This window comes from Pseudomonas sp. FDAARGOS_380, assembly GCF_002591235.1.
GTDB classification, from domain to species: Bacteria; Pseudomonadota; Gammaproteobacteria; order Pseudomonadales; family Pseudomonadaceae; genus Aquipseudomonas; species Aquipseudomonas salmasensis.
The window spans coordinates 6,080,812-6,105,907 of sequence record NZ_CP023969.1 but is presented as its reverse complement, the minus strand read 5'-3'; the positions used below and the strand labels follow the sequence as shown (position 1 = coordinate 6,105,907).

At 60.4% G+C, this 25,096-nt stretch carries 22 protein-coding genes and 1 pseudogene; 14 read left to right on the top strand and 9 right to left on the bottom strand.

Features of this window, described 5'->3' with window-relative positions; genetic code table 11:
• Positions 1–730 precede the first annotated feature (730 nt).
• Positions 731–1,060, bottom strand: a complete 330-nt coding sequence (locus CRN80_RS28355) for an EscU/YscU/HrcU family type III secretion system export apparatus switch protein (protein WP_003189945.1) — start codon at positions 1,058–1,060, stop codon at positions 731–733.
• On the bottom strand, positions 1,057–2,634 hold the full coding sequence (locus CRN80_RS28350) for a flagellar hook-length control protein FliK (RefSeq protein WP_098952261.1): 1,578 nt from the start codon (positions 2,632–2,634) through the stop codon (positions 1,057–1,059). Before CRN80_RS28350 ends, CRN80_RS28355 begins: the two co-directional genes overlap by 4 nt.
• 200 nt (positions 2,635–2,834) lie before the next feature.
• Between CRN80_RS28350 and ccmA the strand changes: the two genes are divergently transcribed.
• The 14 genes from ccmA to CRN80_RS28280 all read left to right on the top strand — a co-directional run bounded on the left by ccmA (position 2,835) and on the right by CRN80_RS28280 (position 17,320).
• The gene (gene ccmA / locus CRN80_RS28345; RefSeq protein ID WP_098952260.1) at positions 2,835–3,470 is read left to right on the top strand and encodes a cytochrome c biogenesis heme-transporting ATPase CcmA; all 636 of its coding nucleotides are present in this window, start codon (positions 2,835–2,837) and stop codon (positions 3,468–3,470) included.
• Positions 3,467–4,135 carry a heme exporter protein CcmB gene (gene ccmB / locus CRN80_RS28340; RefSeq protein WP_003189951.1) on the top strand — a complete coding sequence of 223 codons (669 nt, stop codon included), beginning with the start codon at positions 3,467–3,469 and terminating at the stop codon, positions 4,133–4,135. Before ccmA ends, ccmB begins: the two co-directional genes overlap by 4 nt.
• Before the next feature lie 87 nt (positions 4,136–4,222).
• Complete coding sequence (locus CRN80_RS28335) at positions 4,223–4,978, top strand: heme ABC transporter permease (RefSeq protein WP_032892679.1); 756 nt, start codon at positions 4,223–4,225, stop codon at positions 4,976–4,978.
• A complete protein-coding gene (gene ccmD / locus CRN80_RS28330) occupies positions 4,975–5,151 on the top strand; it encodes a heme exporter protein CcmD (protein WP_098952258.1) in 177 nt (58 codons plus the stop codon). The genes CRN80_RS28335 and ccmD overlap by 4 nt, the downstream gene beginning before the upstream one ends.
• Entirely contained in the window at positions 5,148–5,606 is a 459-nt protein-coding gene (gene ccmE, locus CRN80_RS28325; RefSeq protein WP_032892677.1) for a cytochrome c maturation protein CcmE, read from the top strand. The genes ccmD and ccmE overlap by 4 nt, the downstream gene beginning before the upstream one ends.
• A 3-nt stretch (positions 5,607–5,609) precedes the next feature.
• Entirely contained in the window at positions 5,610–7,598 is a 1,989-nt protein-coding gene (locus tag CRN80_RS28320) for a heme lyase CcmF/NrfE family subunit (RefSeq protein WP_032892675.1), read from the top strand.
• On the top strand, positions 7,595–8,131 hold the full coding sequence (locus CRN80_RS28315; RefSeq protein WP_032892673.1) for a DsbE family thiol:disulfide interchange protein: 537 nt from the start codon (positions 7,595–7,597) through the stop codon (positions 8,129–8,131). The genes CRN80_RS28320 and CRN80_RS28315 overlap by 4 nt, the downstream gene beginning before the upstream one ends.
• Entirely contained in the window at positions 8,128–8,601 is a 474-nt protein-coding gene (locus CRN80_RS28310; RefSeq protein WP_003189960.1) for a cytochrome c-type biogenesis protein, read from the top strand. The genes CRN80_RS28315 and CRN80_RS28310 overlap by 4 nt, the downstream gene beginning before the upstream one ends.
• Positions 8,594–9,784: a c-type cytochrome biogenesis protein CcmI gene (gene ccmI, locus CRN80_RS28305; protein ID WP_056788601.1), complete on the top strand. Its 1,191-nt coding sequence runs from the start codon at positions 8,594–8,596 to the stop codon at positions 9,782–9,784. Before CRN80_RS28310 ends, ccmI begins: the two co-directional genes overlap by 8 nt.
• A 16-nt stretch (positions 9,785–9,800) precedes the next feature.
• Entirely contained in the window at positions 9,801–10,196 is a 396-nt protein-coding gene (locus CRN80_RS28300; RefSeq protein WP_032892669.1) for a hypothetical protein, read from the top strand.
• 262 nt (positions 10,197–10,458) lie between these two features.
• Positions 10,459–11,031: a phosphonate metabolism protein/1,5-bisphosphokinase (PRPP-forming) PhnN gene (gene phnN / locus CRN80_RS28295; protein WP_032892667.1), complete on the top strand. Its 573-nt coding sequence runs from the start codon at positions 10,459–10,461 to the stop codon at positions 11,029–11,031.
• A gap of 402 nt (positions 11,032–11,433) precedes the next feature.
• On the top strand, positions 11,434–12,957 hold the full coding sequence (locus CRN80_RS28290; protein WP_098952256.1) for a M57 family metalloprotease: 1,524 nt from the start codon (positions 11,434–11,436) through the stop codon (positions 12,955–12,957).
• 911 nt (positions 12,958–13,868) lie between these two features.
• Positions 13,869–15,605: a M10 family metallopeptidase C-terminal domain-containing protein gene (locus tag CRN80_RS28285; protein ID WP_305885279.1), complete on the top strand. Its 1,737-nt coding sequence runs from the start codon at positions 13,869–13,871 to the stop codon at positions 15,603–15,605.
• Positions 15,606–15,838: 233 nt separating this feature from the next.
• Positions 15,839–17,320, top strand: a complete 1,482-nt coding sequence (locus tag CRN80_RS28280) for a M10 family metallopeptidase C-terminal domain-containing protein (RefSeq protein WP_098952255.1) — start codon at positions 15,839–15,841, stop codon at positions 17,318–17,320.
• 125 nt (positions 17,321–17,445) lie between these two features.
• Here the strand turns inward: CRN80_RS28280 and CRN80_RS28275 are convergent, their stop codons facing one another.
• From CRN80_RS28275 to CRN80_RS28245, 7 genes and pseudogenes are all read right to left on the bottom strand, one after another.
• A complete protein-coding gene (locus tag CRN80_RS28275) occupies positions 17,446–18,651 on the bottom strand; it encodes an MFS transporter (protein ID WP_098952253.1) in 1,206 nt (401 codons plus the stop codon).
• A gap of 789 nt (positions 18,652–19,440) precedes the next feature.
• Positions 19,441–20,442 carry a sulfate ABC transporter substrate-binding protein gene (locus tag CRN80_RS28265; RefSeq protein WP_032892659.1) on the bottom strand — a complete coding sequence of 334 codons (1,002 nt, stop codon included), beginning with the start codon at positions 20,440–20,442 and terminating at the stop codon, positions 19,441–19,443.
• 94 nt (positions 20,443–20,536) lie between these two features.
• Positions 20,537–21,361 (bottom strand): ion transporter, encoded by an 825-nt coding sequence (locus CRN80_RS28260; protein ID WP_014717713.1) that lies wholly within the window; start codon positions 21,359–21,361, stop codon positions 20,537–20,539.
• A gap of 31 nt (positions 21,362–21,392) precedes the next feature.
• Positions 21,393–22,268: an urea transporter gene (locus CRN80_RS28255; protein ID WP_098952251.1), complete on the bottom strand. Its 876-nt coding sequence runs from the start codon at positions 22,266–22,268 to the stop codon at positions 21,393–21,395.
• 10 nt (positions 22,269–22,278) lie between these two features.
• Positions 22,279–22,365 (bottom strand): annotated as a pseudogene (locus CRN80_RS31905) (outer membrane lipoprotein carrier protein LolA); the annotation flags it as partial.
• Between the two features lie 8 nt (positions 22,366–22,373).
• Positions 22,374–23,789, bottom strand: coding sequence for a pyruvate kinase (gene pyk / locus CRN80_RS28250; RefSeq protein WP_032892655.1), 1,416 nt, complete (start codon positions 23,787–23,789; stop codon positions 22,374–22,376).
• The gene (locus CRN80_RS28245; protein ID WP_032892653.1) at positions 23,779–25,059 is read right to left on the bottom strand and encodes a glycerate kinase; all 1,281 of its coding nucleotides are present in this window, start codon (positions 25,057–25,059) and stop codon (positions 23,779–23,781) included. Before CRN80_RS28245 ends, pyk begins: the two co-directional genes overlap by 11 nt.
• Positions 25,060–25,096 lie beyond the last annotated feature (37 nt).

Genomic DNA, 25,096 nt, shown 5'->3' with positions numbered 1-25,096 from the left:
AAAAGTAAGCAAAACGCTCTTGCCCCACCACTCGGCACCTCGCTTAGGCTCGGTGTGCCCGAACACAGGCTTGAATCCGTGGGCCGCCGCCACGCGCCATCCATGGCGCGGGGCGGCTAACCCGGCGTCCTGCCGGGTTACCCACGAATTCAAGCCTGCGTTCGGCCAGCGTGGTTTAACGGGGCGCCTGAGATCAAAAGCAGATCAAGATCAAGAGCGGCTCGCTTCGCATCGTAGTTACCGTTGATCGCTATGTCGTTGTATCAGGAACAAATGGGCCGACTGAACCGCCGCTATCGCAGCATAGGTATCTACACAACTGTGCAGTTCGCCGCAGCCACCGGGTAACCACGATGCGAAGCGAGCCGCTCTTGATCTTGATCTTAGGCGCCCCGTTAAACCACGCTGGCCGGAATTCGACAGGGATTTGGGGGGTAAACCGGCAGGACGCCGGTTTAGCCGCCCCGCGCCATGGATGGCGCGTGGCGGCGGCCCCCCAAATCACTGGCGGATTACGGGCACACCGAGCCTAGGCGAGGTGCCGAGTGGTGGGGCAAGAGCGTTTTGCTTACTTTTGCGCTTTTCAAAAGTGAGCCGCTGTCAGAGCGGAACCCTAGGTGGCCGTTACCTAAATAACGGATATGTACCCGGTCCAACTGTGTTGACTGCCAGGCCGTCTTCGCAGGCAAGCCAGCTCCCACAGTTGGATGTGTATGGAGCTCATGAGCAATCAGTAATCGTCACCCTGTTCAGTGACGTCCCGCTCCACCGGCCCCGCATCCGGGTCGTAGCCCACCGGGAACTTGCCCTTCAATGTCCAGGCAAATGCAATGATTTCGGCAATGGTGCGGTACAGCTCTTCCGGAATGCTGTCGCCCAGTTCCATGCGCGCCAGCAGTTTCACCAGCTCGGGATTTTCATAGATGGGGACTTCGTTCTCCCGTGCCAATTTGAGGATGGCTTCGGCCAGGGCATCATCGCCTTTGGCCGTCAGGGTGGGGGCCTGTTGGCCGTCGTACTTGAGGGCGATGGCCTGGCGGGGTGGGGCGGCGTTTTTCATGCGGTTTCATCCACCCAGCGTTGCTCCAGTCCGGTTTTTGGCCCGCGTGGCGGTGTGCCCAGATGGCAATCCAGGTCGCCGACGTTGAGGCCGGATGACACCAGGCGCTCGCGCAGGCTGCCCAAGTGGCTTTCGATCAGGCTGGCGGTGAACGGGCGGCTGGCCCACAGTTGGCTGGACAGTTTGCCCTGGGACAACTGCGCCTGAACCTGCAAGGGGCCCAGCGGCTCCATGTCGAAGGCCAGTTCGACGCGCCAGAGCATTTGCTTAGGGTCTTTTTTATCTTTGCGCTCGGGCTGGTCCTTGTCTGGCGCGGGCTCCTCGCGTTGGAACTTGACCTGCAACGGCACGATGTCTTGCAGAGTGCGCAGGGGGATTTCCAACTGCCAGGTCGTTTGCAGGCGGCCGTCGGCGGTGGTGCCGGTCTGTTCCAGGCTCGACAGTTGATGGCTCTGCAAGCGCGAGATCGCCCCGGCGGCCAGGCGCAGCAGGTTTTCCAGGTCGCCTTCACCTTCCAGTTTTGCCATCAGCCTTTCGGGCAGCGGGAAGCCGGCGGGGATCTGGCGGGCGCCGACCTGGCCGAGGGTGTTCAACGGGCTGCGCACAAAGTGTGGCAACACCTGGGCCAGGGTATTGGCGGCGAGGATCGCATTCAGGTTGGTGCTGGCGGGCAGGGCGGGCAGCAGGTCTGCGACCAGCCGCAACAGCGCGCCTTTCATGTCCAGCGGTGGGATTTGCGGGTTCTGGCCGGCGAGCAATTTGGCTTCCAGAAAGGCGCCGCTGTTCTGCACCACCTGGGCCAGCACCTTGGGGTTGCTGACCTGTGCCAGATCGGGCAAGGCCGCCAATAATCGCTCGGCGGCGGCCCGCAGCTCGGCCGATGTGCTGTCGCCACGGGGCAGGTTTTGCAAGGCGGTAAACACCGCGTCCAGCGAGCCTTGGCGACTTTGCTGAGTGGCGAGTTGTTGCGCCACGGCCAGTTGGTCTTTCAAGCCGCTCAGCGGTACGAAGTTCAGGGTTTGCGCGTTCTGCACCACGGCACTGAGCAAGCTGCCCACCCTCAGCGGCTGAGGGCTTTCCAACGCCAGGGTGGCACCGGCCAGGGCGTTATTGAGCACGCTCACCAGCGAGCGATAGATTGCCGGTTGCGCCGTGCCCTGGGGCAGCATCTGCGTGGTCAGCACCTTGGCTTGCAGCAGCGTGCCCACCGGCATTTGCGTGGTGTCGAGGCGTGTGAGGGCGGCCACGTTGGCGCTCATGGCTTGCTGCAAGGTGATGGCCAGGTTGCCCGCAGGCGTCTGGCTCACCGCCACGTTGCTGCCCAGGGGCAAGGGCTGGGCACTGCTGGCCTGCACCAGGGTCTGGCGACCGCCTTCGAGGGTCAACTTGAGCAGCAGTTGAAAGGCCTCGCCGCCTTGTTTAAGCGCGATGACCTCGGCGTTCACGGTTTTCCCCGGGCCGATCAACCCGGCCTGCGGTTCCAGCAGCTTGAGCAGCTCGCCGGCAGCCGGCAGCGGCCCGGGTCCGGGGGCTGAGGTGGGCGGCAGTGGAGGAAGGTTGATCTCACCGGTCATCGTGCGCGTGGTCTCTGGGGAAATTGCCCTCTTTAGAGTAGGGCATCGCATGTATAATGCCGCCCGTCTGCAAAGAGAGCGGTAAAAACCTCACAACTATTTGATCCAGCTCTCTAAAATCGGTCGCCAAAGCCGTTATTGTGCATCTCTCTATAACGGCCGCTGCACCGCCGACTTGAACCGTAAAGGCCCGCGATCTTTTGACCAGCCCTCTTCTTGAAGCCGTAGCGCTTGCCTGTGAACGCGACCTGCGCCTGCTGTTCGAGCAACTCGACTTGCGGCTTTCGGGGGGCGACATGGTGCAAATCAGTGGCCCCAACGGCAGCGGCAAGACCAGCCTGCTGCGCCTGCTGGCCGGGTTGATGCAGCCCACGGCCGGCGTGGTGCGTCTCAACGGCAAGCCGTTGAACGAACAACGTAGCGAGCTTGCGCGCAACCTAGTCTGGATCGGCCACGCCGCCGGCATCAAGGACGTACTCACCGCTGAAGAAAACCTCAGTTGGCTCAGCGCCCTGCATCATCCTGCTTCCCGTGACGCCATCTGGCAGGCCCTGGCCGCGGTGGGCCTCAAGGGCTTTGAAGACGTTCCCTGCCACACCCTGTCCGCCGGCCAGCAGCGCCGTGTGGCCCTGGCCCGCTTGTACTTGCCCGGCCCGCCGCTGTGGATTCTCGATGAACCGTTCACGGCCCTCGACAAACAAGGCGTGGCTCAACTCGAAGCGCACCTGGCCCAGCACTGCGAACAAGGCGGTCTGGTGGTGCTCACTACCCACCACACCTTGGCGCGCATGCCTGCCGGCTACCGTGAGCTGGACCTGGGGCGGTGGTCGCTATGAGTGTGTTCGCCCTGTTGGTGGCCCGCGAAGCCCGGCTGTTGTGCCGTCGCCCTGCCGAACTGGCCAACCCACTGGTGTTCTTTGCCATCGTGATCGCGCTGTTTCCGCTGGCGGTCGGCCCGGAGACTAAACTGTTGCAAACCTTGTCCCCGGGACTGGTGTGGGTCGCCGCGCTTTTATCGGTCCTGCTCTCGCTGGACGGGCTGTTTCGCAGTGATTTCGAAGACGGTTCCCTGGAACAGTGGGTCCTTTCGTCGCACCCTTTGCCACTTCTGGTACTGGCCAAGGTACTGGCACACTGGGCTTTTTCCGGCTTGGCGCTAGTCTTGCTCTCGCCACTGCTTGCCATGATGCTGGGGTTGCCCGTTGAATGCCTGCCGGTGCTGCTCTTGTCCTTGTTACTCGGCACGCCGGTGCTCAGCCTGTTGGGGGCGGTGGGCGCAGCGTTGACGGTCGGTTTGAAGCGCGGCGGGCTGTTGCTGGCCCTATTGATTCTGCCTTTGTATATCCCGGTGTTGATCCTGGGCAGCGGCGCGTTGCAAGCCGCGCTCATGGGCATGCCGGCGACCGGTTACCTCTTGTGGCTTGGCAGCCTGACCGCCCTGGCGGTAACCCTGACACCTTTTGCTATAGCCGCCGGCCTGAAAATCAGCGTCGGCGAATAATGAGGTCTGACCCGGCGTTAACGACGCGGAGTCAGTAAAGACCCTGAGCTTTTCGCCACGACGAAAAGCACCGTGATGGAAACAGCAATGAACTGGACCTGGTTTCACAAGCTCGGCTCGCCCAAATGGTTTTATGGCATCAGTGGCAAGCTGCTGCCGTGGTTGAGTCTCTTCGCCATCCTGCTGATCGGCATCGGCCTGGTCTGGGGCCTGGCCTTTGCACCGCCGGACTATCAGCAAGGCAACAGCTTTCGCATCATCTATATCCACGTGCCTGCCGCGATGCTGGCCCAGTCCTGCTATGTGATGCTGGCGGTGTGCGGCATTGTCGGCCTGGTCTGGAAGATGAAGCTGGCCGACGTAGCCCTGCAATGCGCCGCGCCCATCGGTGCGTGGATGACCGCCGTGGCGCTGGTGACCGGTGCAATCTGGGGCAAACCGACCTGGGGTTCGTGGTGGGTGTGGGATGCGCGCCTGACCTCGATGCTGATCCTGCTGTTCCTGTATTTCGGCCTGATCGCCTTGGGCAACGCCATCAGCAACCGCGACAGCGCCGCCAAGGCCTGCGCGGTGCTGGCGATTGTCGGCGTGATCAACATCCCGATCATCAAGTACTCGGTGGAGTGGTGGAACACCCTGCACCAGGGCGCTACCTTCACCCTCACTGAAAAACCGGCGATGCCTGTGGAAATGTGGGCGCCGTTGCTGCTGATGGTGCTGGGTTTCTACTGTTTCTTCGGTGCCGTATTGCTGCTGCGCATGCGCCTTGAAGTGCTCAAGCGTGAAGCCCGTACCAGTTGGGTCAAAGCCGAAGTGCAAAACTGCCTGGGAGCACGCGGATGATTTTTGCTTCTTTCAGTGATTTTCTCGCCATGGGCCACCACGGCCTGTATGTCTGGACGGCCTATGGCATCTGCCTGGCGGTACTGGCCCTCAACGTCGCCGCGCCGATCCTGGCCCGCAAGCGTTACTTGCAACAAGAGGCGCGACGTCTGCGCCGGGAGACCGAAAAGTGAATCCGCTGCGTAGAAAGCGTCTGTTGATCATCCTTGCCATCCTGGCCGGCGTCGGCATTGCCGTGACCTTGGCCCTGAGCGCCCTGCAGCAGAACATCAACCTGTTCTACACGCCCACCCAGATCGCCAATGGCGAAGCGCCGGTCGATACGCGCATCCGCGCTGGCGGCATGGTGGAGCAGGGCTCGTTGAAGCGTTCCGGCGATTCGTTGGACGTGACCTTCGTGGTCACCGACTTCAACAAGGCCGTGACCATCACCTATCGCGGCATCCTCCCGGACCTGTTCCGCGAAGGCCAGGGCATTGTCGCCCTGGGCAAACTCAACGCCGACGGCGTGGTAGTGGCTGACGAAGTGCTTGCCAAGCACGATGAAAAATACATGCCGCCCGAGGTCACCAAAGCCTTGAAAGACAGCGGCCAAACCGCGCCCGCCGCGCCAGCCAAGGAGGGCTAAGCCATGACGTCCGCACTGTTTATTCCTGAGTTGGGCCAGTTGGCGATGATCCTCGCGCTGTGCTTTGCGGTGGTCCAGGCCGTGGTGCCCTTGCTGGGTGCCTGGCGCGGCGATCGCCTGTGGATGAGCCTGGCGCAGCCGGCCGCCTGGGGCCAGTTCGCTTTCTTGCTGTTCGCCTTTGGTTGCTTGACCTACGCCTTCATGACCGACGATTTTTCCGTCGCCTACGTTGCCAACAACTCCAACAGCGCTTTGCCCTGGTACTACAAGTTCAGCGCCGTGTGGGGCGCCCACGAAGGCTCATTGCTGCTGTGGGCCTTGATCCTCGGCGGCTGGACCTTCGCCGTCTCGGTGTTCTCGCGCCAATTGCCGCAAGTGATGCTGGCGCGGGTGCTGGCAGTGATGGGCATGATCAGCATCGGCTTCCTGCTGTTCCTGATCATGACCTCCAACCCGTTCACCCGCATCCTGCCGCAGATCCCGGTGGACGGTCACGACCTCAACCCGTTGCTGCAGGATATCGGCCTGATCGTGCACCCGCCGATGCTCTACATGGGCTATGTGGGCTTTTCCGTGGCCTTCGCGTTCGCCATCGCCGCCTTGCTCGGCGGGCGTCTCGACGCCGCCTGGGCGCGCTGGTCACGGCCATGGACCATCGTCGCCTGGGCCTTCCTCGGTATCGGTATCACCCTGGGCTCTTGGTGGGCCTACTACGAACTCGGCTGGGGCGGCTGGTGGTTCTGGGACCCGGTGGAAAACGCCTCCTTCATGCCGTGGCTGGTGGGCACCGCGCTGATTCACTCCCTGGCCGTTACCGAAAAACGTGGCGTGTTCAAGAGCTGGACGGTACTGCTCGCCATCGCGGCGTTTTCCCTCAGCCTGCTCGGCACTTTCCTGGTGCGCTCGGGCGTGCTGACCTCGGTGCACGCGTTTGCCTCAGACCCTGAGCGCGGCGTGTTCATCCTGATCTTCCTGCTGTTTGTTGTCGGCGGTTCGCTCACCCTGTTTGCCCTGCGCGCGCCGGTGGTCAAGAGCCAGGTCGGTTTCAATCTGTGGTCGCGGGAAACCCTGTTGCTGGGCAATAACCTGGTGCTGGTGGTGGCCGCGTCGATGATCCTGCTCGGCACCCTCTACCCGCTGGTGCTGGACGCCTTGAGCGGCGCCAAGCTGTCCGTGGGGCCGCCGTACTTCAATGCGTTGTTCATCCCGCTGATGGGCCTGTTGATGGTGGTGATGGCGGTTGGCGTGCTGGTGCGCTGGAAAGACACCCCGGTGAAATGGCTGGCAGGCATGCTGATGCCGGTGCTGCTCGGCAGCGTGGCCCTGGCGGTGATCGCCGGGTTTGCCTACGGCGACTTCAATTGGGCGGTACTCGCCACGTTCCTGCTGGCGGCCTGGGTGTTGCTGGCGGGGGCGCGGGACATCGTCGACAAGACGCGCCACAAGGGTTTGCTCAAGGGCCTGCCCACTCTGACCCGCAGCTACTGGGGCATGCAGATCGCACACATTGGTATCGCGGTGTGCGCCCTTGGCGTGGTGCTGTCCAGCCAGAACAGCGCCGAGCGCGACCTGCGCCTGGCGCCGGGCGAGTCCATGGACCTGGCTGGTTACCATTTCATCTTCGAAGGTGCCAAGCACTTCGAAGGGCCGAACTTCACCTCCGACAAAGGCACGGTCCGCGTGGTGCGCAATGGTAAGGAAATCGCCGTGCTGCACCCGGAAAAACGCCTGTACACCGTTCAGAGTTCGATGATGACCGAGGCTGGCATCGACGCCGGTTTCACCCGTGACCTGTATGTGGCCCTCGGTGAACCCCTGGGCGACGGCGCCTGGGCCGTGCGCGTGCATGTCAAACCCTTCGTGCGCTGGATCTGGTTCGGCGGCTTGCTCACCGGGTTCGGCGGGTTGCTCGCGGCGCTGGACCGGCGCTATCGGGTCAAGGTCAAGAGCCGGGTGCGTGAAGCGCTGGGCCTTTCGGGAGCTGCGGTATGAAGCGTTGGTTGATGGTTGTGCCGCTGGCGTTGTTCCTGCTGGTGGCGGTGTTTCTGTATCGCGGGTTGTACCTGGACCCGGCCGAGCTGCCTTCGGCGATGATCGGCAAGCCGTTCCCCGCCTTCAACCTGCCAACGGTGCAGGGTGACAAGACCCTCACCCAGGCCGATTTGCAGGGCAAACCGGCGCTGGTCAACGTGTGGGCCACCTGGTGCATCTCTTGCCGCGTCGAACACCCGGTTTTGAACAAACTGGCCGAGAAGGGCGTGGTGATCTACGGCATCAACTACAAGGACGACAACGCGGCGGCCTTGAAGTGGCTGGCGGAATTTCATAACCCGTACCAGCTGGATATCCGCGACGAAGACGGCAACCTGGGGTTGAACCTCGGCGTGTACGGCGCGCCGGAAACCTTCTTCATCGACGCCAAAGGTGTGATCCGCGACAAGTACGTCGGCGTGATCGACGAAACGGTGTGGCGCGAGCAACTGGCCGCCAAGTACCAGGCTCTGGTCGATGAGGCCAAGCCATGAAGCGTTGGTTGACCGCTGCCGTATTAGCCCTGGGCCTTGCCGGTGTGGCCCATGCCGCCATCGACACTTATGAATTTGCCAACGACGCCGAGCGCGAGCGTTTCCGCGACCTGACCAAGGAACTGCGCTGCCCCAAATGCCAGAACCAGGACATCGCCGACTCCAACGCCCCGATCGCCACCGACCTGCGCCGAGAGATCTTCCGCATGTTGGGGGAGGGCAAGGACGACCAGCAGATCATCGACTTCATGGTCGACCGCTACGGCGATTTCGTGCGCTACAAACCGGCGCTCACCGGCAAGACTGCGCTGCTCTGGTTCGGCCCGGCCGGGCTGTTGCTGGCTGGCGTGGTGGTGATGGCCGTGATCGTGCGCCGTCGCCGCGTCGCACCGATTGATGGCGCTGATGCGCTGTCCCCTGAAGAGCGCAAACGCCTCGACCAATTGCTGGACACCAAGACTGATGATTGATTTCTGGCTCGCAGCCGGTTTGCTGCTACTGATTGCCCTGAGTTTCCTGTTGATCCCTGTGTTGCGTGGCCGTCGTGCCCAGCGTGAAGAGGATCGCACCGCGTTGAACGTGGCGCTGTACCAGGAACGCGTCGCTGAGCTGCAAGCGCAGCAGGACGAAGGTGTGTTGAATACCGCGCAACTCGACACGGGCCGCGCCGAAGCGGCCCGTGAGTTGCTGGCCGACACCGAAGGCGTGGAAAAACCCCGTGAATCGCGGTTGGGCAAACCACTGCCGTTTTTGGCGGCGTTTCTGGTGCCTGTGCTGGGCGTTGCGCTGTACCTGCATTATGGCGCGAGCGACAAGGTTGAACTGACCCGTGAATTTTCCCAACCGCCCGTCTCCATGGCCGACATGACCCGCCGCCTGGAACGTGCCGCCGCTGCACAACCGGATTCGGCAGAAGGCTTGTACTTCCTTGGGCGCGCCTATATGGCCCAGGACCGTGCCGCCGACGCCGCCAAAGTCTTTGAACGTACGGTTGCATTGGCCGGGCGCCAACCGGAACTGCTCGGGCAATGGGCCCAGGCGCAGTACTTTGCCGACAACAAACAATGGTCGCCAAAGGTTCAGGCCTTGACCGACGAAGCCTTGAAGCTCGACCCCAAGGAAGTCACCAGCCTTGGGCTGCTGGGTATCGCCGCCTTTGAGGGCCAGCGTTATCAGGAAGCCATCGACTACTGGAACCGCCTGCTCGCGCAATTGCCGCCAGAGGACAATTCCCGTGTCGCCCTGCAAGGCGGGATTGATCGCGCGGCAGAGAAGCTCAAGGAGAGCGGTGGCAGCGTCGCACAGGCGCCCAAGGCGCTGCTGAAAGTGCGTGTGGATGTATCCGCCGAGGTAAAAGCCAAAGCCCTGCCAGGCGACAGCGTGTTCATCTTCGCTCGCGCCGTTAACGGCCCGCCGGCGCCCTTGGCGGCCAAGCGCGTGACCGTCGACGCATTGCCGGTCACCGTCGAACTGGGCGATGCTGACGCGATGATGCCGCAGTTGAAACTGTCCAACTTCCCCGAAGTCCAACTGGTTGCGCGCATATCCCGGGCCGGCCAACCGACCACTGGCGAATGGATCGGCCGCAGCCAACCGTTGGCCAGCAGCACCACTGCGCTGCAGCAATTGACCATCGACACTCCGGACCAGTAATTCTGAGGACACACCCATGACCGCATTTGCACGCATCACCCTGCTCAGCCTGGTACTCGGCCTGAGCGCCTGTGCGGTCCACCGCCCACCTGCGGCGCCAACCGGCCCGACTATTCCACCGTCAGGCCCCTCAACCCAGCCGAACACCAAACCTTCGGGCCCGGTGACGCCGCCGCCCAAACCCCTGCCAAGCAAATCCCCGACCTTCGCCCCACCGCCGGGCGCCGCCAGCCACTGGGACGGCAAGATGCAGGTGTACGTGCTGGACGACCAGCCCGACACCTTCTACCGCCAGCGCACCTACTACCGCTGGAGCAACGGCTGGAGCCGCTCCATCAGCCCCAATGGGCCATGGGAAGAAACCAACGTGCAAGGCGTGCCGCCGGGGTTGAGCAAGCAGTACGCGCAATGATGAAAGGCGACCTGAGGGTCGCCTTTTTCATGGCTTTCAAATGCACTGTGTCGATCATGGCAGGGCTAAGCCATTCAAGCCCGGTGTATGCGCCTAATGCGCAGCGCCCTCGCGTAATGTGGCCATCGCTGGCCTAGCTTGGGAATGATTGCTAGGTATACTTTCTTACGACTACGACGACGCGGCCTCCCAGGTGTAAACCAGGCGCTGCGCAGTGGGGCCGGGGATGTACCGGTCTGGAGACAAACGAAGAGGGTTTTTAATGGCAGGCAGGTTGATCTATCTCATCGGGCCATCGGGTTCGGGCAAAGACAGTCTGCTGGATGCCGCACGTCCACGCCTGGTCGAGCGTGGGTGCCGTATGGTGCGACGGGTGATCACACGGTCGGCTGAGGCGGTGGGCGAAGCGGCGCAAGGCGTGAGCCCCGAGCAGTTTGCGGCCATGGAGGCCGAGGGCGCATTTGCCTTGAGCTGGCAGGCTAATGGCTTGTCTTACGGCATTCCCAAGGAGATCGACGAGTGGTTGGCCGCCGGGGACGACGTGCTGGTCAATGGCTCCCGTGCCCACCTGGCGCAGACCCGCGAGCGTTATCCGACCTTGCTGGTATTGCTGCTGACGGTGGATCAAGCGGTGCTGCGCCAACGTCTGATTGCTCGTGGGCGGGAGTCATTGGAGGACATCGAGGAACGCCTGGCGCGCAATGCGCGGTTCACTGCCGAGTTGATTGCCGGTCATGGCGCCGGTTTGTTCGTATTGGACAATTCCGGCCCGCTGGCGCATACCGTCGAACGCTTGCTGTGCTGCCTGGACCACGGGCATAGCGTATGCACCTGACCCCAATCTCGGTAGGGTGGGGCAATACGTTCATGTAGTGCGTGGTGATGTCAGAGCTGCGATAAAACCCCGGCACCCAGCTTATTTTTCGCTGATATGTTTGTTTGGTTTACTGGATATTTTAAAGTTGATGAGTGGGCCAATTAAGTTAATTTTTTGGCGGCTTTTTATGTCTGTTGTGTTAGGGCGTGTCGCGGTCAGTCAATAAGGGTGGGTAGGTTGCGCTGAATAAAACTTGTGCGGATTTTTTGCGAGCGTGTTTATAGTGGGTTCTTGCAAAGAATTAGCGATGGTGAAGACATTTTCAATATGGGAGCTTTATCGGGCTGGTAATGGATCAGTCAGCATCGATAACTTCTATACATGGACGGGTCATTTCACTGTTCAGAGTAATAAAGCACCATGCATATCCCGGTTAGGCAGTCTACCCAGTCGCATGTCCCAGAGACGTCGCACTCGCATTTCTCCGCCGATGAGAATCAAGTTATTCTCTGGGCCAATAATAAAAAATCTTTCACCACGGACCAGGCGGCGAAACATATCACGCGCAATGGTTTCAAATTTAAAGACAGTAATAGAGATGGCAAAATTGTCGTGGGTTTCAACTTCAGCGGGGGGTTCAATGCAGCTCAGAAAGAGCGAGCCAGGCAAGCCCTTCAATACTGGGCCGATGTTGCTAATATCCAATTTGTTGAAAAGGGCTCAAACACCGATGGCAACATCACTATCAATGGGATTGGCGGGTCGGCAGGCTATGCGAACTTACCGTCCGGTTATTATGCGAAACCCCAAGCCAACATAGGCACCTACGGCGGGCAGAACCCGACAATGGGCAGTCACTTCCTGGGTTTGTTGATCCATGAACTGGGGCATACCTTGGGGCTGAGCCATCCAGGTCAATACGATGGCCAGGGCTTCAATTACGGGCGCAATGCCGAATACGCCCAGGACACCAAGGCACGCAGTGTCATGAGTTATTGGGACGAGACCCATCAGCCCGGCCACAATTTTGCCCGGCTCAGCCCAGCGGCACCGATGATGGACGATATCGCCGCGGCACAGCGGCTTTACGGCGCCAATACCAAAACCCGCAATACCGACACCACCTACGGCTTCAATTCCAATTCTGGTCGGGAGGTGTACAGCCTTAAACGGGGGAGTGACAAACCGATTTTCACCGTTTGGGATGGCGGGGGTAACGACACACTCGATTTTTCCGGGTTCACCCAGAACCAAACCATTAACCTCAAGGCCGAGGCGTTTTCGGATGTGGGTGGCTTGCGCGGGAATGTGTCGGTTGCCAAGGGCGTCATGGTGGAAAACGCCATTGGCGGTGCTGGCAACGATACCTTGACGGGAAACGAGGGCAATAATCGCCTTACGGGTGGCAGGGGGGCTGACAGGTTGTTCGGTGGCGCTGGGGCAGACACCTTTGTCTACCACCGTGCCAGCGATTCAACCGCGCAAAAACCTGATATCATCCAGGACTTCCAAAGCGGGATCGACAAGATCGACCTGACCGGCGTTCTTCAGGAGGCGGGTCTCAAAGCGTTGAATTTCTCTGAACGATTGAGCGGCAAAGCCGGGGACGCCGTGCTCGGCCAGGACCCGAAAACCGGTCGTTTCACATTGGCGGTGGATACGACGGGCAATGCCTCGGCGGACCTCCTGGTGGTCAGCCAAAGCCAGATCAAACAGACGGACGTGATCTGGAGCGGGCAAGCGCCGACCGTGACGCCGACGCCGACCCCCCCTGTCGTGCCTGTTTCGGACCCCCTCCCGGCGCCTACTTCAGAGCCGACTGAACCCGAGCCTGAGCCCGAACCTGAACCTGAACCGGCCCCTCGGCCCGGAGGAGGGTTTTTCGAGAAAATTTTTTCGTCGTTCAAAGGGTTCCTCAACAAGGTGTGGTCGATATTCAGCTGAGCCCACTCTACGATCAGTGAACACCTTCCTGCTTTAAAAGCCGTTACCCAGGTTTCCTTCTCTCCAGGTTTGGACGTGCGCGGCATCGCGTTCAAGCCTGCCTGTCACGTGCAGCATCGTTACCCCCCCCAGACACGCTCATATTCATGTGGTGCGCTTTTCACCGGGCTATCTCGGTGATTCCTTCCTGTTTCGTCGGCCCATGGGGCAATCGCTTCGCGCGTTTTGCACAGCTATTCATTGGCCGTAGCATCCGTATGTTTATCATGATTGCGTTTGGGCGAGATCAGCCTGATCGGCTGTTGCAGTGCCTTGAATTACCGTTGAGGGCCAGACATAAAACCCCTCTATGCACTCTTTGGATTTTTTCCTTCACTTCATATTTTACTATTCGCCCTTTAATCAAACTGCTGTGTAGGGTGCGTTAAAAGTTTTAAGTCGGGTATATGTTTTTGTACGGTCAGGGTCTTGTCTGATTGTGAATAATGCTTTGCAATAAAAATGACCGCGAGCGTGGTTGTGGAATTTTATTTTCATATAAAACAGGTGGTTATCGTTTTTGCCGGGCGGTGGTTCCGCTACTGCGATTTCAGAGTTTTTCGGTTGTTGGGTCAAAGTGTTTTTAAATTTTAGAGTGTGTCGAGTTGAATTAATTCGTCGCTGGCCTGCGGCTAGGGAGTGTGCGAATTTAAAGCGGTGCCGATAACTACTGCTGCTCTTGTTGGGCGGGAATCGGTATCTCGAATGTTTTAAATTTTATCGTTCGAGTCTGATTTTTATGAGGACTTTGGTTTATGAGAATGCCAGGACCATCCACAACTAATGTTGGTGTGCCCCAAGCGCTGGTTTCCGGGAGCAGTTTCAGCCCTGAGGGCCCTGCTGAGGTATCTACGCTAAACAGCAAAAAGCCGGTGTTCACTTCGCAACAGGCTGGGAAACAACTCACCCGCGGCGGTTACAAGGTTCATGACAATAACGGTGACGGCAAAACCACGTTGTCCTATCGCGTCGCCAAGGGCTTCACTCCACAGCAGGCAGAGCAAGCCAGGCAGGCAATGCAGTCCTGGCAGGATGTTGCTAACGTGACATTTACCGAAAAAGCGCTGCATCGTGACGGCCATGTTGATATCAATGACATGCCCGACTCCTCGGGAGGGGTGGCTTCACTTCCCCATCGGTATATGACCCAGACTTCCGCAAACATTGGAACGCAGAATGTGGGCGCGAACCCGTCACCGGGGCATTTCTTTCGTATGGTTTTAGTTCATGAACTAGGCCACGCCCTTGGGTTGGAGCATCCGGGAAACTACGACGGTAACGGTAACTATGGACGTCACGCAACGTATGCCGGGGATACTCAAGCGCGTTCTGTCATGAGTTACTTTTCGGAGAAAAATCAGCCCGGGCATGACTTCAAATCGCTGTACCCCTCTGCGCCGATGATGGATGACATAGCGGCTGCCCAGAAACTTTATGGGGCGAATACTAAAACACGCAATACCGACACGACCTATGGGTTTAATTCCAATACGAACCGTGAAGCGCTTAGTTTGAAGTCGGCGAATGACAATCCTATTTTCTGTGTGTGGGATGGGGGAGGCAACGACACTCTGGATTTCTCCGGGTATTCGCAGAATCAGAAAATCAACCTCAATGCCGAGTCCTTTTCGGATGTGGGCGCGTTGAAGGGTAATGTCTCCGTTGCCAAGGGCGTCATACTGGAAAACGCAGTGGGCGGTAAAGGGAATGATGCCCTGATAGGTAATGCTGTTGCCAATCGTCTCAAAGGAGGCGGTGGAGCAGACCGGTTGTCAGGGGGGGGCGGTGCAGATACCTTCGTTTATGATCACGCCAGTGACTCCACCCCGGATAACCCCGACGTCATTCTGGATTTTCAGAGTGGCTCCGACAAGATTGATGTTCGCGCCGTCCTGAAACAGGCGAATCTCAGTGCGCTTAAATACGTCGAACGCCTTACCGGTCAACCCGGTCAGGCGGTGATAAGTTACAACCAGGGTAGCAACGAAGGGAGTCTGGCCCTGGATCTGACGGGTAACGGTAAGGCAGACCTATTAATCAAAAGCCTCGGCCAGATAAAAGCAGGTGATGTCTTGGCGTTGGGCGACACCCCAACGGCAAACCCTGAACCGAAAGACCCCAAGCCTGCGCCGCGTCCTCAACCCGAGGAGCCCAAACCCAAGCCGGAACCAAAACCGGAGGAGCCAAAACCGAAACCACGTCCGGATCCGTGTGAACCGAAGCCGCGTCCATATCCGCGTGAGCCGCAGCCACGTCCAGATCCGTGTGAGCCACAGCCACGTCCGGATCCGTATGAACCGAAGCCGCGTCCATATCCGCGTGAGCCGCAGCCACGTCCAGATCCGTGTGAGCCACAACCACGTCCGGATCCGTGTGAACCGAGGCCGCGACCATACCCGCGTGAGCCGCAGCCACGTCCAGATCCGTGTGAGCCACAGCCACGCCCGGTTCCGTGTGAGCCCAGACCCATCCCTTGTACAGATCCGTGTGAGCCGAAAGCTTTCATTCGAAATTCAAGACCGGCCTATGGCTTCAATACCCATTCAGGTCAGTCCCGCGCGATGCACGCGTCGGCTTTTGATCAGTCGGCGTTTTCCGCGCGGGGTTGAAGGTGGAACCATTCAATGTCAGACGCGCGCTGAGTCTATTCAAGTCCATCGCTGTTATGAGTGAAACATCAGGCCAAGCGTAAGTGCTGACTACACGTAATAACTTGGCTGTTTTATGACGCTCGCTGAAAAGTTTGAGTGGTCATGTTTGAGATCGGCTATTTAAGAATTCATGGGTGCCTTACTTGTGAAGTGTCGTGTTGTTGTTTTTAACTAACTGAGAAAACTTAATTATGATTAATGTCAAACCATCCGCTGCAAACCACTATATGCCCACGCCGAGCGTGACTCCTCAGCCGTCATCGCTGGCACATCCTGGAAACCAGGGAGGCAGTGAAGCCGCTAAGTCTTCTCACGGCAATGCGAACTCCGCAGCAGACAACCACGTCTCGACAAGCTCCAAGTTACTTAGTCTTTCCGCTCCGCTGGTAGGTGAGCGCACTGGCCTACAGCGAATGTATGGATCGAGCCTGAACTCCGGGCTGCTTCAACTTGGAGACGTTAATTCCGGCAAAGTGGTAATGGCTCAGTGCTATTCGAAGCCACAGGCAGATACCGAACCCACTGCTGAGCCCAAGTCAAACGGCGAAACCAAACCGGCAGCGGATCAGCCCATCTCGGACGGCGATACCAAGCCAGTAACGACTAAGCCCAAGCCGAGCGGCTACAAAACGCCATTAACTGATCGGCTAAAGCCACGCGGCGGCACCAAGGAGCCAGTGGTTGAGCAGCCCAAGGCAAGCGGCACCAAGGAGCCAGTGGTTGAACAGCCCAAGGCAAGCGGCACCAAGGAGCCGGTGGTTGAACAGCCCAAGGCAAGCGGCACCAAGGAGCCGGTGGTTGAACAGCCCAAGGCAAGCGGCACCAAGGAGCCGGTGGTTGAACAGCCCAAGGCAAGCGGCACCAAGGAGCCGGTGGTTGAACAGCCCAAGGCAAGCGGCACCAAGGAGCCAGTGGCTGAACAGCCCAAGGCAAGCGGCACCAAGGAGCCGGTGGTTGAACAGCCCAAGGCAAGCGGCACCAAGGAGCCAGCGGTTGAACAGCCCAAGGCAGGCGGCGACACCAGGACTGACGACACCACCTACGGGTTCAACTCGAATACCGGCAGGTTGGAAACTACCCTGACGTCAGCGTCCGATAAACCCAAATTCAATATCTGGGATCAGCGCGGGAACGACACCTTTGATTTCTCTGGCTTCAAGCAGGATCAAATCATCGACTTGCGTGGTGGTGCGCTGTCCAGCGTAGGCGGGATGAGGGAAAACGTCAGGATCGGCGAGAAGACCGTGATCGAAAATGCCGTGGGGGGCCGCGGTAACGATCGCATCATTGGTAACAGCGCCGATAACGTACTGACCGGTGGTGCAGGGGCCGATACGCTGGTGGGCGGCGAGGGTTGGAACACCTTCAAGTTCAATGCCTTCAGCGATTCAACCCGTGCCAATGCCGACGTGCTACTGGACTTCAAAACCGGGCAAGACAAGATCGATCTGTCGCAAATGGCGCTCGACGGCAAGGTCACGTTGAACTTCGTCGATAACTACACGGGGGCTGCGGGTGACACCATCATCAAGTTCAATCCGCAGACGGGACGTTACTTGCTGGCGACCGACCTGGATGGCGATGGCAAGACCGACTTCCTGATCAAAAGCACCCGAATGATCAGCCCGGAAGATGTCATCGGGCTCAACATCAAAGAGGGCGGTTATCTCTAACGAGTTGATCGCGCACCTTTGACGGTCGCCATTGCTTGAAGCAAGGCGGGGCGGGACTTAATCAATGGTTGATCAAGTCCCGCCCCTTTGTGCGTTGTGAAAAATTTTGTTGGGCCAATGACCCGTCAGGACGCTTGCGCGGTGCCCAACGCGACTTTACGTGACGCACTCAAGAAGCGTAACAAGGCGACCAGGGCAAATGCACTGCCCACCAACATTACAGCCAACCAGCCGCCGTGTTCATACACGCTGCTGGCAATCGCCGAACCGAATGCTCCGCCGATGAAGATGCTGGTCATGTACAGCGCGTTCAGACGGCTGCGGCTGTGGGCGTCGAGGGCGTAGATGGCGCGTTGGCCGAGGACCATGTTCATCTGCACGCAGAAATCCAGGACCACCCCGGTGACTGCCAAGCCGATCACGCTGTAGAGCGGGTGCACCAACGCCGGCAGGAAGCTCAGCGCACCAAACAACATCGCCAGCAAAGAAGCGCGGTGGGTATGGCCAGCATCGGCCAGGCGACCGGCCATAGGCGCGGCGATGGCGCCAAGGGCACCGACCAAGGCAAACAGTGCGATTTCGCTTTGGCTCAGACCGTGGTTACGCGCCAGTTCCAGTGGCACGGCGGTCCAGAACAGGCTGAAAGCGGCGAACATGCAACCCTGGTAAAACGCCCGCTGGCGCAACAGCGGTTGCTCACGTAGCAGGGTGCCCAGGGAGCGCAGCAACTGGCCGTAGCTGGCACTGTGATCGGGTTGGCGCTTGGGGATGGTCAGCATCAGCACCACGCTGATAAACGCCATCAGCGCCGCGGCCGCCATGAACATCGCACGCCAGCCGAAGTGGTCGGCCACCACGCTCGACACCGGCCGTGCCAGCAGGATGCCCAGCAGCAGGCCGCCCATGATACTGCCGACCACCCGGCCACGAGACTCGGCGGGCGCCAGGTGTGCGGCCAGCGGAATCAGGATCTGCACCGAGACGGAACTGAAACCGATCAGCAGCGATACCAGCAGGAACAGGTTCGGCTGTTCGATAAACGCTGCGCCCAACAGGCTGCCGATTGCCACGACGGTGGTGGCAATCATCAGCTTGCGATTTTCCAGCAGGTCGCCCAGGGGCACCAGGAAGAACAGGCCCAGGGCATAGCCGATTTGCGTGAGGGACACGATCAGGCTGGCCATTGCTGGCGTCAGGCCAATGTCTGGGGCAATCAGCTCGATGATCGGTTGCGCATAGTAGATGTTGGCGACGATGGCGCCGCAGCAAAACGCGAACAGCATGACCATGCCCCGGGTCATGGTGCCAGCAGCGGGAGAGGTTGCGTTCATGGTGTACTCATAAAGGCGAAGGACGATGGGGTGGGAGAGTAAAGACAAGGCCTGCAAGTGAGTAGGTTGCTTGTGGTGATATCACTTATGTCGGCTGATGATACATTCAGATACATCTGCTTCGCGCAAAAAAGTGGGCGCTGGCTTGCCTGCGAAGACGGCCTGGCAGCCGACGCTGATCTGACTGACGCACCGCGATCCAAATGTGGGAGCTGGCTTGCCTGCGATGACGGCCTGCCAGTCGACGCCTATCTACCTGACGCTCCGCAATCCAACTGTGGGAGCGGGCTTGCTCGCGAAAGCGGTCTGGCAGTCAACACAGTTGGATTGTATACATATCCATTGCTGCGGTAACGGCCACTTGGGGTTCCGCCCTGACGGCGGGTCACTTTGGAAAAGCCCCAAAGTAACCAAAGGGCTCTTGCCCCACCACTCGGCACCTCGCCTGGGCTCGGTGTGCCCGTAATCCGCCAGTGATGTGGGGGGCCGCCGCCACGCGCCATCCATGGCGCGGGGCGGCTAAACCGGCATCCCTGCCGGTTTACCCCCCAAATCCCTGTCGAATTCCGGCCAGCGTGGTTTAACGGGGCGCTTGAGATCAAAAGCAGATCAAGATCAAGAGCGGCTCGCTTCGCATCGTGGTTAGCGTTGGCTGCTACAACCTACAAAGTTGTGTAGATACCTATGCTGCTATGGCGGGGTATCAGCCGCTCATGTGCAAGCTGACTCGCCGTCATCGCAGGCAAGCCAGCTCCCACAGGTTTGACCGAGTTGATTCAGTCAGATGTGTTATTGGCCAGAGTAGATCTGGTCGAACACGCCGCCATCATTGAAGTGGGTCTTTTGCACCGTGCGCCAGTCACCAAAGGTTTTCTCCACCGACAGGAAATCCACCTTGGGGAACCGGTCGGTGTACTTGGCCAACACCTTCGGGTCCCGTGGGCGCAGGTAGTTGTTGGCCGCAATTTCCTGGCCTTCGGGCGACCACAGGTACTTGAGGTAGTCCTCGGCCGCAGCACGGGTGCCTTTTTTCTCGACCACTTTATCCACCACCGACACCGGCGGTTCGGCTTCGGCGGAGACGCTTGGGTAGACCACTTCGAACTGATCACGGCCAAATTCACGGGCGATCATTTCGGCTTCGTTTTCAAAGGTCACCAGCACGTCGCCAATCTGGTTGGTCATGAAGGTGGTGGTGGCGGCGCGGCCACCGGTGTCCAGTACTGGCGCTTGCTTGAACAACTTGCCAACGAAGGTCTTGGCCTTTTCCTCATCGCCGCCGTTCTTCAACACGTAGCCCCAGGCCGACAGGTAGGTGTAGCGGCCGTTACCGGAGGTTTTCGGGTTGGGCACGATCACCTGCACGCCGTCCTTGAGTAGGTCGGGCCAGTCTTTCAAGGCTTTGGGGTTGCCTTTGCGCACGATAAACACCGTGGCGGAGGTGAACGGCGCGCTGTTGTTCGGCAAGCGCGTTACCCAGTTGTCCGGCACCAGTTTGCCGTTGTCGACCAGGGCATTGATGTCGGTGGCCATGTTCATGGTGATCACGTCGGCGGGCAGGCCGTCGATCACCGAGCGCGCCTGTTTGCTGGAGCCGCCGAAGGACATCTGCAACGTCAGCTTGTCGTCCGGGTGCTCAGCTGCCCAGTGCTTCAGGAACGCGGCGTTGTAGTCCTTGTAGAAATCGCGCATCACGTCGTAGGAGACGTTGAGCAGGGTGGTCGCGGCCTGGGCGGAGCCCGCCAGGGCCAGGCCGGCGGCCAGTAGGGAGGCGCTGAGGATTTTTTTCACTGCTCATTCCTTGTTGTTCGAGAAGAGGGGAGGCAATTTGCCAGCGACTATAGCCGGGCCTGCATAGACCCTTAAAGATTAAAACGAACTTTGCTTATTCCAGTTTGCGAAACAGATTGCTGCCACAGCGCGCGCAAAATGCGGCGTTGGGTTCATGGCTGTCCTTTTTGCACACTGGGCAGTCGGTGTGCAGCTGTTCGCCGCGCATGGCACTGGCCAGTTCGGCGGTAAAAATACCCGTCGGCACCGCGATGATCGAGTAACCGGTGATCATCACCAGCGACGAAATCACCTGGCCCAGGGGCGTCTTGGGCACGATATCGCCGAAGCCCACGGTGGTCAGGGTGACGATGGCCCAGTAGATGCCCTTGGGAATACTGGTGAAGCCATGTTCCGGGCCTTCGATCACGTACATCAGGGTGCCGAACACCGTCACCAGGGTGCACACGCTGACCAGGAACACCACGATCTTCTGTTTGCTGCCGCGCAGCGCGGCCATCAGGTAGTTGGCCTGCTTGAGGTACGGGCTGAGCTTGAGCACGCGGAAGATGCGCAGCATGCGGATGATGCGGATGATCAGCAGATACTGGGCATCGCTGTAGTACAGCGCGAGGATGCCGGGGACGATGGCGAGCAGGTCCACCAAGCCATAAAAGCTGAAGGCATAGCGCAGCGGCTTGGGCGAGCAATACAGGCGCAGGCCGTACTCGATGGCGAAGATCAGCGTGAAGCCCCACTCGATATAGGCCAGCACGTCGGCGTAGTTCTGGTGAATTGTGTCGATGCTGTCGAGCATCACGATCACCAGGCTGGCGAGGATGATCAGCAGCAGGATGCCGTCAAAGCGCCGCCCGGCGACGGTATCGCTTTGGAACACCATGATGTAGAGGCGCTGGCGCCAGTCGTTGTTGCTGTCCATAAACCCTGCCCGAAACGAATATCGAGCAAGCCTAGGGCGATTCGAACGGGCTGTCCATGTGGGGCTTGTGCAGCATTCGCTGACCGGCGCGCACCAGCCAGCACGCGAGGATAAACGGCGCGGTCAGCGCGGGCAGGTGCAGGCCGGCGAAGCCCGGGGTGAGCAGGATGGCCAGGCCGATGCCCAGCAGCGGTAACCAGGGCTGGCGACGTGATGAGCACAGGGCCAGGGCCGCCAGCGCGGGGTTATAGCTGTGCAGGCCGAGCAGGGCGCCAGTGGGGTCGTTCAGCCACCAGCCGGCGAGCATGCCCAGAGCGGCGCCGCCCAAGGCCCACGCGGCGGCGCGACGGTCGGCCAGCAGCAAGCCCAGGGCAATCAGTACACCCGCGAGCGGCTGGTCCAGCAGCATGATTTGCCCAAGGCCGGTGAAGGGCGCAGCCACTACAGCGACAGTGTCGGGCTCGATCAGTGCAAGGGTGTTTTCAGGACTCTGGCCGAGCAGCAACCAGCCCAGGCCAACAAAGGGCACGGTGTAGGCGGGCAAATCCTGGGGCCCGGTTGCGTGTTTCAACCAGTGCCGAGTGAGGATCGCACTCAAGCCGCCGCACGCCAGGATCAACGGCGGCACCAGCGCCGACCAGGCAAAGTGCTGGCTGATCAACAGGCCCAGCAATACGCCGTTGTAGCTATACAGCCCGGCCTGGCGCTCGGCCTTGGGATACCCCCGGCGCTGGGCCGTGAGCAACCCCGCGACGCCACCCAGCAAGGCCCCGCCAAGCAAGGCCGGGGCGCCAATCAGGATCGCCAGCAGGCACAGCAGGCCGCACAGCGGATGGCGCTGCAGGAAGATTTGGCTGAAGCCGTTGAGCAGGGCTTCGGCCCAGTCGGGGCAGGTTGGGTTGTGCATGTCAGCTCCCTGTAGGAGCGAGCTTGCTCGCGAAAAACCTGAGGGCGCCGCGTGCATTCAGGATACCCGCGTCATCGTTGACGTTCTTCGCGAGCAAGCTCGCTCCTACAGTAGGGTTTCGATACGCAGCGAATTGGTCGACCCCGGCTGCCCGAACGGCACCCCCGCGGTAATCACCAAGGTATCGCCACGCTGCGCCATGCCCTGGGCCTGGGCAATTTCCAGCGCGGTGGAACACACCTCATCTACCTGGCGCAGCCGATCATTGACCACCGAGTGCACGCCCCACGCCACGCTCAGGCGTCGCGCCGTGGATAGGTTGGGCGTGAGGTTGAGGATCGGCGCCACCGGCCGTTCCCGCGCCGCGCGCAAGCTGGAACTGCCGGACTCGCTGTAATTCACCAGCACCGCCACCGGCAGAATGCTGCTGATACGGCGGATCGCACAGCTGATGGCGTCCGACACCGTGGCATCCGCCTTGGGCCGGCTGACGTCCAACTGGGCCTGGTAGTCCGGGCCGTTTTCCACCTGGCGGATGATCTTGCTCATCATCTGCACCGCTTCCAGTGGGTACTCGCCCGAAGCGGTTTCGGCTGACAGCATCACCGCGTCGGCACCTTCAGCCACCGCGTTGGCGACATCGGTGACTTCGGCGCGGGTAGGTGCCGGCGAGAAGCGCATGGATTCGAGCATCTGCGTGGCCACCACCACCGGCTTACCCAGTTGGCGGCAGGTGCTGATGATGTCTTTCTGGATCTGCGGCACGCTCTCGGCCGGCACTTCCACGCCCAAATCACCTCGGGCCACCATGATCGCGTCGCTCAATTCGGCGATTTCGCGCAGCCGTTGCACCGCCGAAGGCTTTTCGATCTTGGCCATCAAAAACGCCTTATCGCCAATCAGCTCGCGGGCTTCACGGATGTCTTCCGGGCGTTGCACAAACGACAGCGCCACCCAGTCCACACCCAGCTCCAGGCCGAAGCTCAGGTCGCGGCGGTCCTTGGCGGTGAGGGGGCTCAGTTCCAACAGCGCTTGCGGGACGTTCACACCTTTGCGGTCAGACAGTTCGCCGCCATTGAGCACGGTGGTGTCAATGGCATCGGCATGCTTGGTGATCACGCGCAGGCGCAGCTTGCCGTCGTCGAGCAGCAGGTCCATGCCCGGCTCCAGGGCCGCGATGATTTCCGGGTGGGGCAGGTTGACCCGACGTTGGTCGCCCGGAGTTTCATCCAAGTCCAGGCGCAGGGCCTGGCCGCGTACGAGCTGCACCTTGCCTTCGGCAAAGCGTCCCACCCGCAGCTTCGGCCCTTGCAGGTCCATGAGGATGCCGAGCGGGTAGTTGAGCTGGCGCTCGACCTGGCGAATCCACTGGTAGCGCTGGGCATGGTCGGCGTGGTCGCCGTGGCTGAAGTTGAGGCGGAAGATATTTACCCCGGCCTCCACCAGCTCAAGGATGTCGTCGATACCGTCGGTGGCCGGGCCCAGGGTGGCGAGGATTTTGACCTTCTTGTCAGGCGTCATGGTTGGCAGTCTCAAGGATCAGGATGGCGCGAAAGTCGTTGACGTTGGTGCGCGTCGGCTCGGTGATGATCAAGTCGCCCAGGGCGGCGAAATAGCCGTAGCCGTTGTTGTTGTCCAGCTCATCGCTGGCCGACAGGCCCAGGGCTTCGGCACGGCGGTAGCTGCAGGGGGTCATGATCGCGCCGGCGTTGTCTTCCGAACCGTCGATGCCATCGGTATCGCCGGCCAGGGCGTACACGCCGGGCAGGCCCTTGAGGCTGTCGGTAAGGCTCAAGAGGAATTCCGCATTACGCCCGCCACGGCCGTCGCCGCGTACGGTGACGGTGGTTTCGCCCCCCGAAAGAATCACGCACGGCGCCGCCAGTGGCTGGCCGTGCTGCACGATCTGCCGGGCGATGCCGGCGTGTACCTTGGCCACATCGCGGGCTTCGCCTTCCAGATCTCCGAGGATCAGCGGGCTGAAACCGGCCTGGCGCACTTTTACTGCCACTGCTTCAAGCGATTGCTGCGGGCGGGCGATCAATTGGAAGTGGCTGCGGGCAAGCACCGGGTCACCGGGCTTGACGGTTTCCGAGGCCGGGTTCTGCAACCAACTGCGCACCGAAGCAGGGGCGTCGATCTGGTAACGCTTGAGGATCGCCAGGGCCTGTTGCGAGGTACTCGGGTCACCGACTGTCGGGCCCGAGGCAATCACCGTGGCCTGGTCACCCGGCACGTCGGAGATCGCGTAGGTGTACACCGTGGCCGGCCACGCGGCCTTGGCCAAGCGCCCGCCCTTGATGGCCGAGAGGTGCTTGCGCACGCAATTCATCTCGCCAATGGTGGCGCCGGATTTAAGCAGGGCTTTGTTGATGGTTTGCTTGTCGGCCAGAGTGATGCCCTCGGCGGGCAGGGCGAGTAATGCCGAGCCACCGCCGGAGAGCAGGAAGATCACGCGGTCGTCTTCACCCAGATGGCTGATCAGTTCCAGCACGCGCTGGGCCACGGCCAGGCCGGCTGCATCGGGAACCGGGTGGGCGGCTTCGACCACTTCGATTTTTTTGCACGGCGCGCCGTGGCCGTAACGGGTAACTACCAGGCCCGAAACTTCGCCCTGCCAGCAGTCTTCGACAACCAGCGCCATGGCGGCCGCGGCCTTGCCGGCGCCGATCACGATCACACGGCCACTGCGGTCGGCAGGCAGGTAGGGTTCGAGGACTTGCCGGGGGTGGGCGGCGTCGATGGCTGTGGCAAACAGCTCGCGAAGCAGGTGTTGCGGATCGACCGACATAAGCGGGCTCCCGGGGATTCTTATTATTTGTAGGAGC

Bases quoted from the DNA above. Each gene is read 5' to 3' on its own strand.
- CRN80_RS28300 (WP_032892669.1), top strand. From the start codon at position 9,801: ATGACCGCATTTGCACGCATCACCCTGCTCAGCCTGGTACTCGGCCTG.
- phnN (WP_032892667.1), top strand. From the start codon at position 10,459: ATGGCAGGCAGGTTGATCTATCTCATCGGGCCATCGGGTTCGGGCAAA.
- CRN80_RS28290 (WP_098952256.1), top strand. From the start codon at position 11,434: ATGCATATCCCGGTTAGGCAGTCTACCCAGTCGCATGTCCCAGAGACG.
- CRN80_RS28280 (WP_098952255.1), top strand. From the start codon at position 15,839: ATGATTAATGTCAAACCATCCGCTGCAAACCACTATATGCCCACGCCG.
- ccmB (WP_003189951.1), top strand. From the start codon at position 3,467: ATGAGTGTGTTCGCCCTGTTGGTGGCCCGCGAAGCCCGGCTGTTGTGC.
- CRN80_RS28245 (WP_032892653.1), bottom strand. From the start codon at position 25,059: ATGTCGGTCGATCCGCAACACCTGCTTCGCGAGCTGTTTGCCACAGCC.
- CRN80_RS28315 (WP_032892673.1), top strand. From the start codon at position 7,595: ATGAAGCGTTGGTTGATGGTTGTGCCGCTGGCGTTGTTCCTGCTGGTG.
- ccmI (WP_056788601.1), top strand. From the start codon at position 8,594: ATGATTGATTTCTGGCTCGCAGCCGGTTTGCTGCTACTGATTGCCCTG.
- pyk (WP_032892655.1), bottom strand. From the start codon at position 23,789: ATGACGCCTGACAAGAAGGTCAAAATCCTCGCCACCCTGGGCCCGGCC.
- ccmD (WP_098952258.1), top strand. From the start codon at position 4,975: ATGATTTTTGCTTCTTTCAGTGATTTTCTCGCCATGGGCCACCACGGC.
- CRN80_RS28355 (WP_003189945.1), bottom strand. From the start codon at position 1,060: ATGAAAAACGCCGCCCCACCCCGCCAGGCCATCGCCCTCAAGTACGAC.
- CRN80_RS28260 (WP_014717713.1), bottom strand. From the start codon at position 21,361: ATGGACAGCAACAACGACTGGCGCCAGCGCCTCTACATCATGGTGTTC.
- CRN80_RS28350 (WP_098952261.1), bottom strand. From the start codon at position 2,634: ATGACCGGTGAGATCAACCTTCCTCCACTGCCGCCCACCTCAGCCCCC.
- CRN80_RS28310 (WP_003189960.1), top strand. From the start codon at position 8,128: ATGAAGCGTTGGTTGACCGCTGCCGTATTAGCCCTGGGCCTTGCCGGT.
- CRN80_RS28320 (WP_032892675.1), top strand. From the start codon at position 5,610: ATGACGTCCGCACTGTTTATTCCTGAGTTGGGCCAGTTGGCGATGATC.
- CRN80_RS28275 (WP_098952253.1), bottom strand. From the start codon at position 18,651: ATGAACGCAACCTCTCCCGCTGCTGGCACCATGACCCGGGGCATGGTC.
- CRN80_RS28335 (WP_032892679.1), top strand. From the start codon at position 4,223: ATGAACTGGACCTGGTTTCACAAGCTCGGCTCGCCCAAATGGTTTTAT.
- CRN80_RS28255 (WP_098952251.1), bottom strand. From the start codon at position 22,268: ATGCACAACCCAACCTGCCCCGACTGGGCCGAAGCCCTGCTCAACGGC.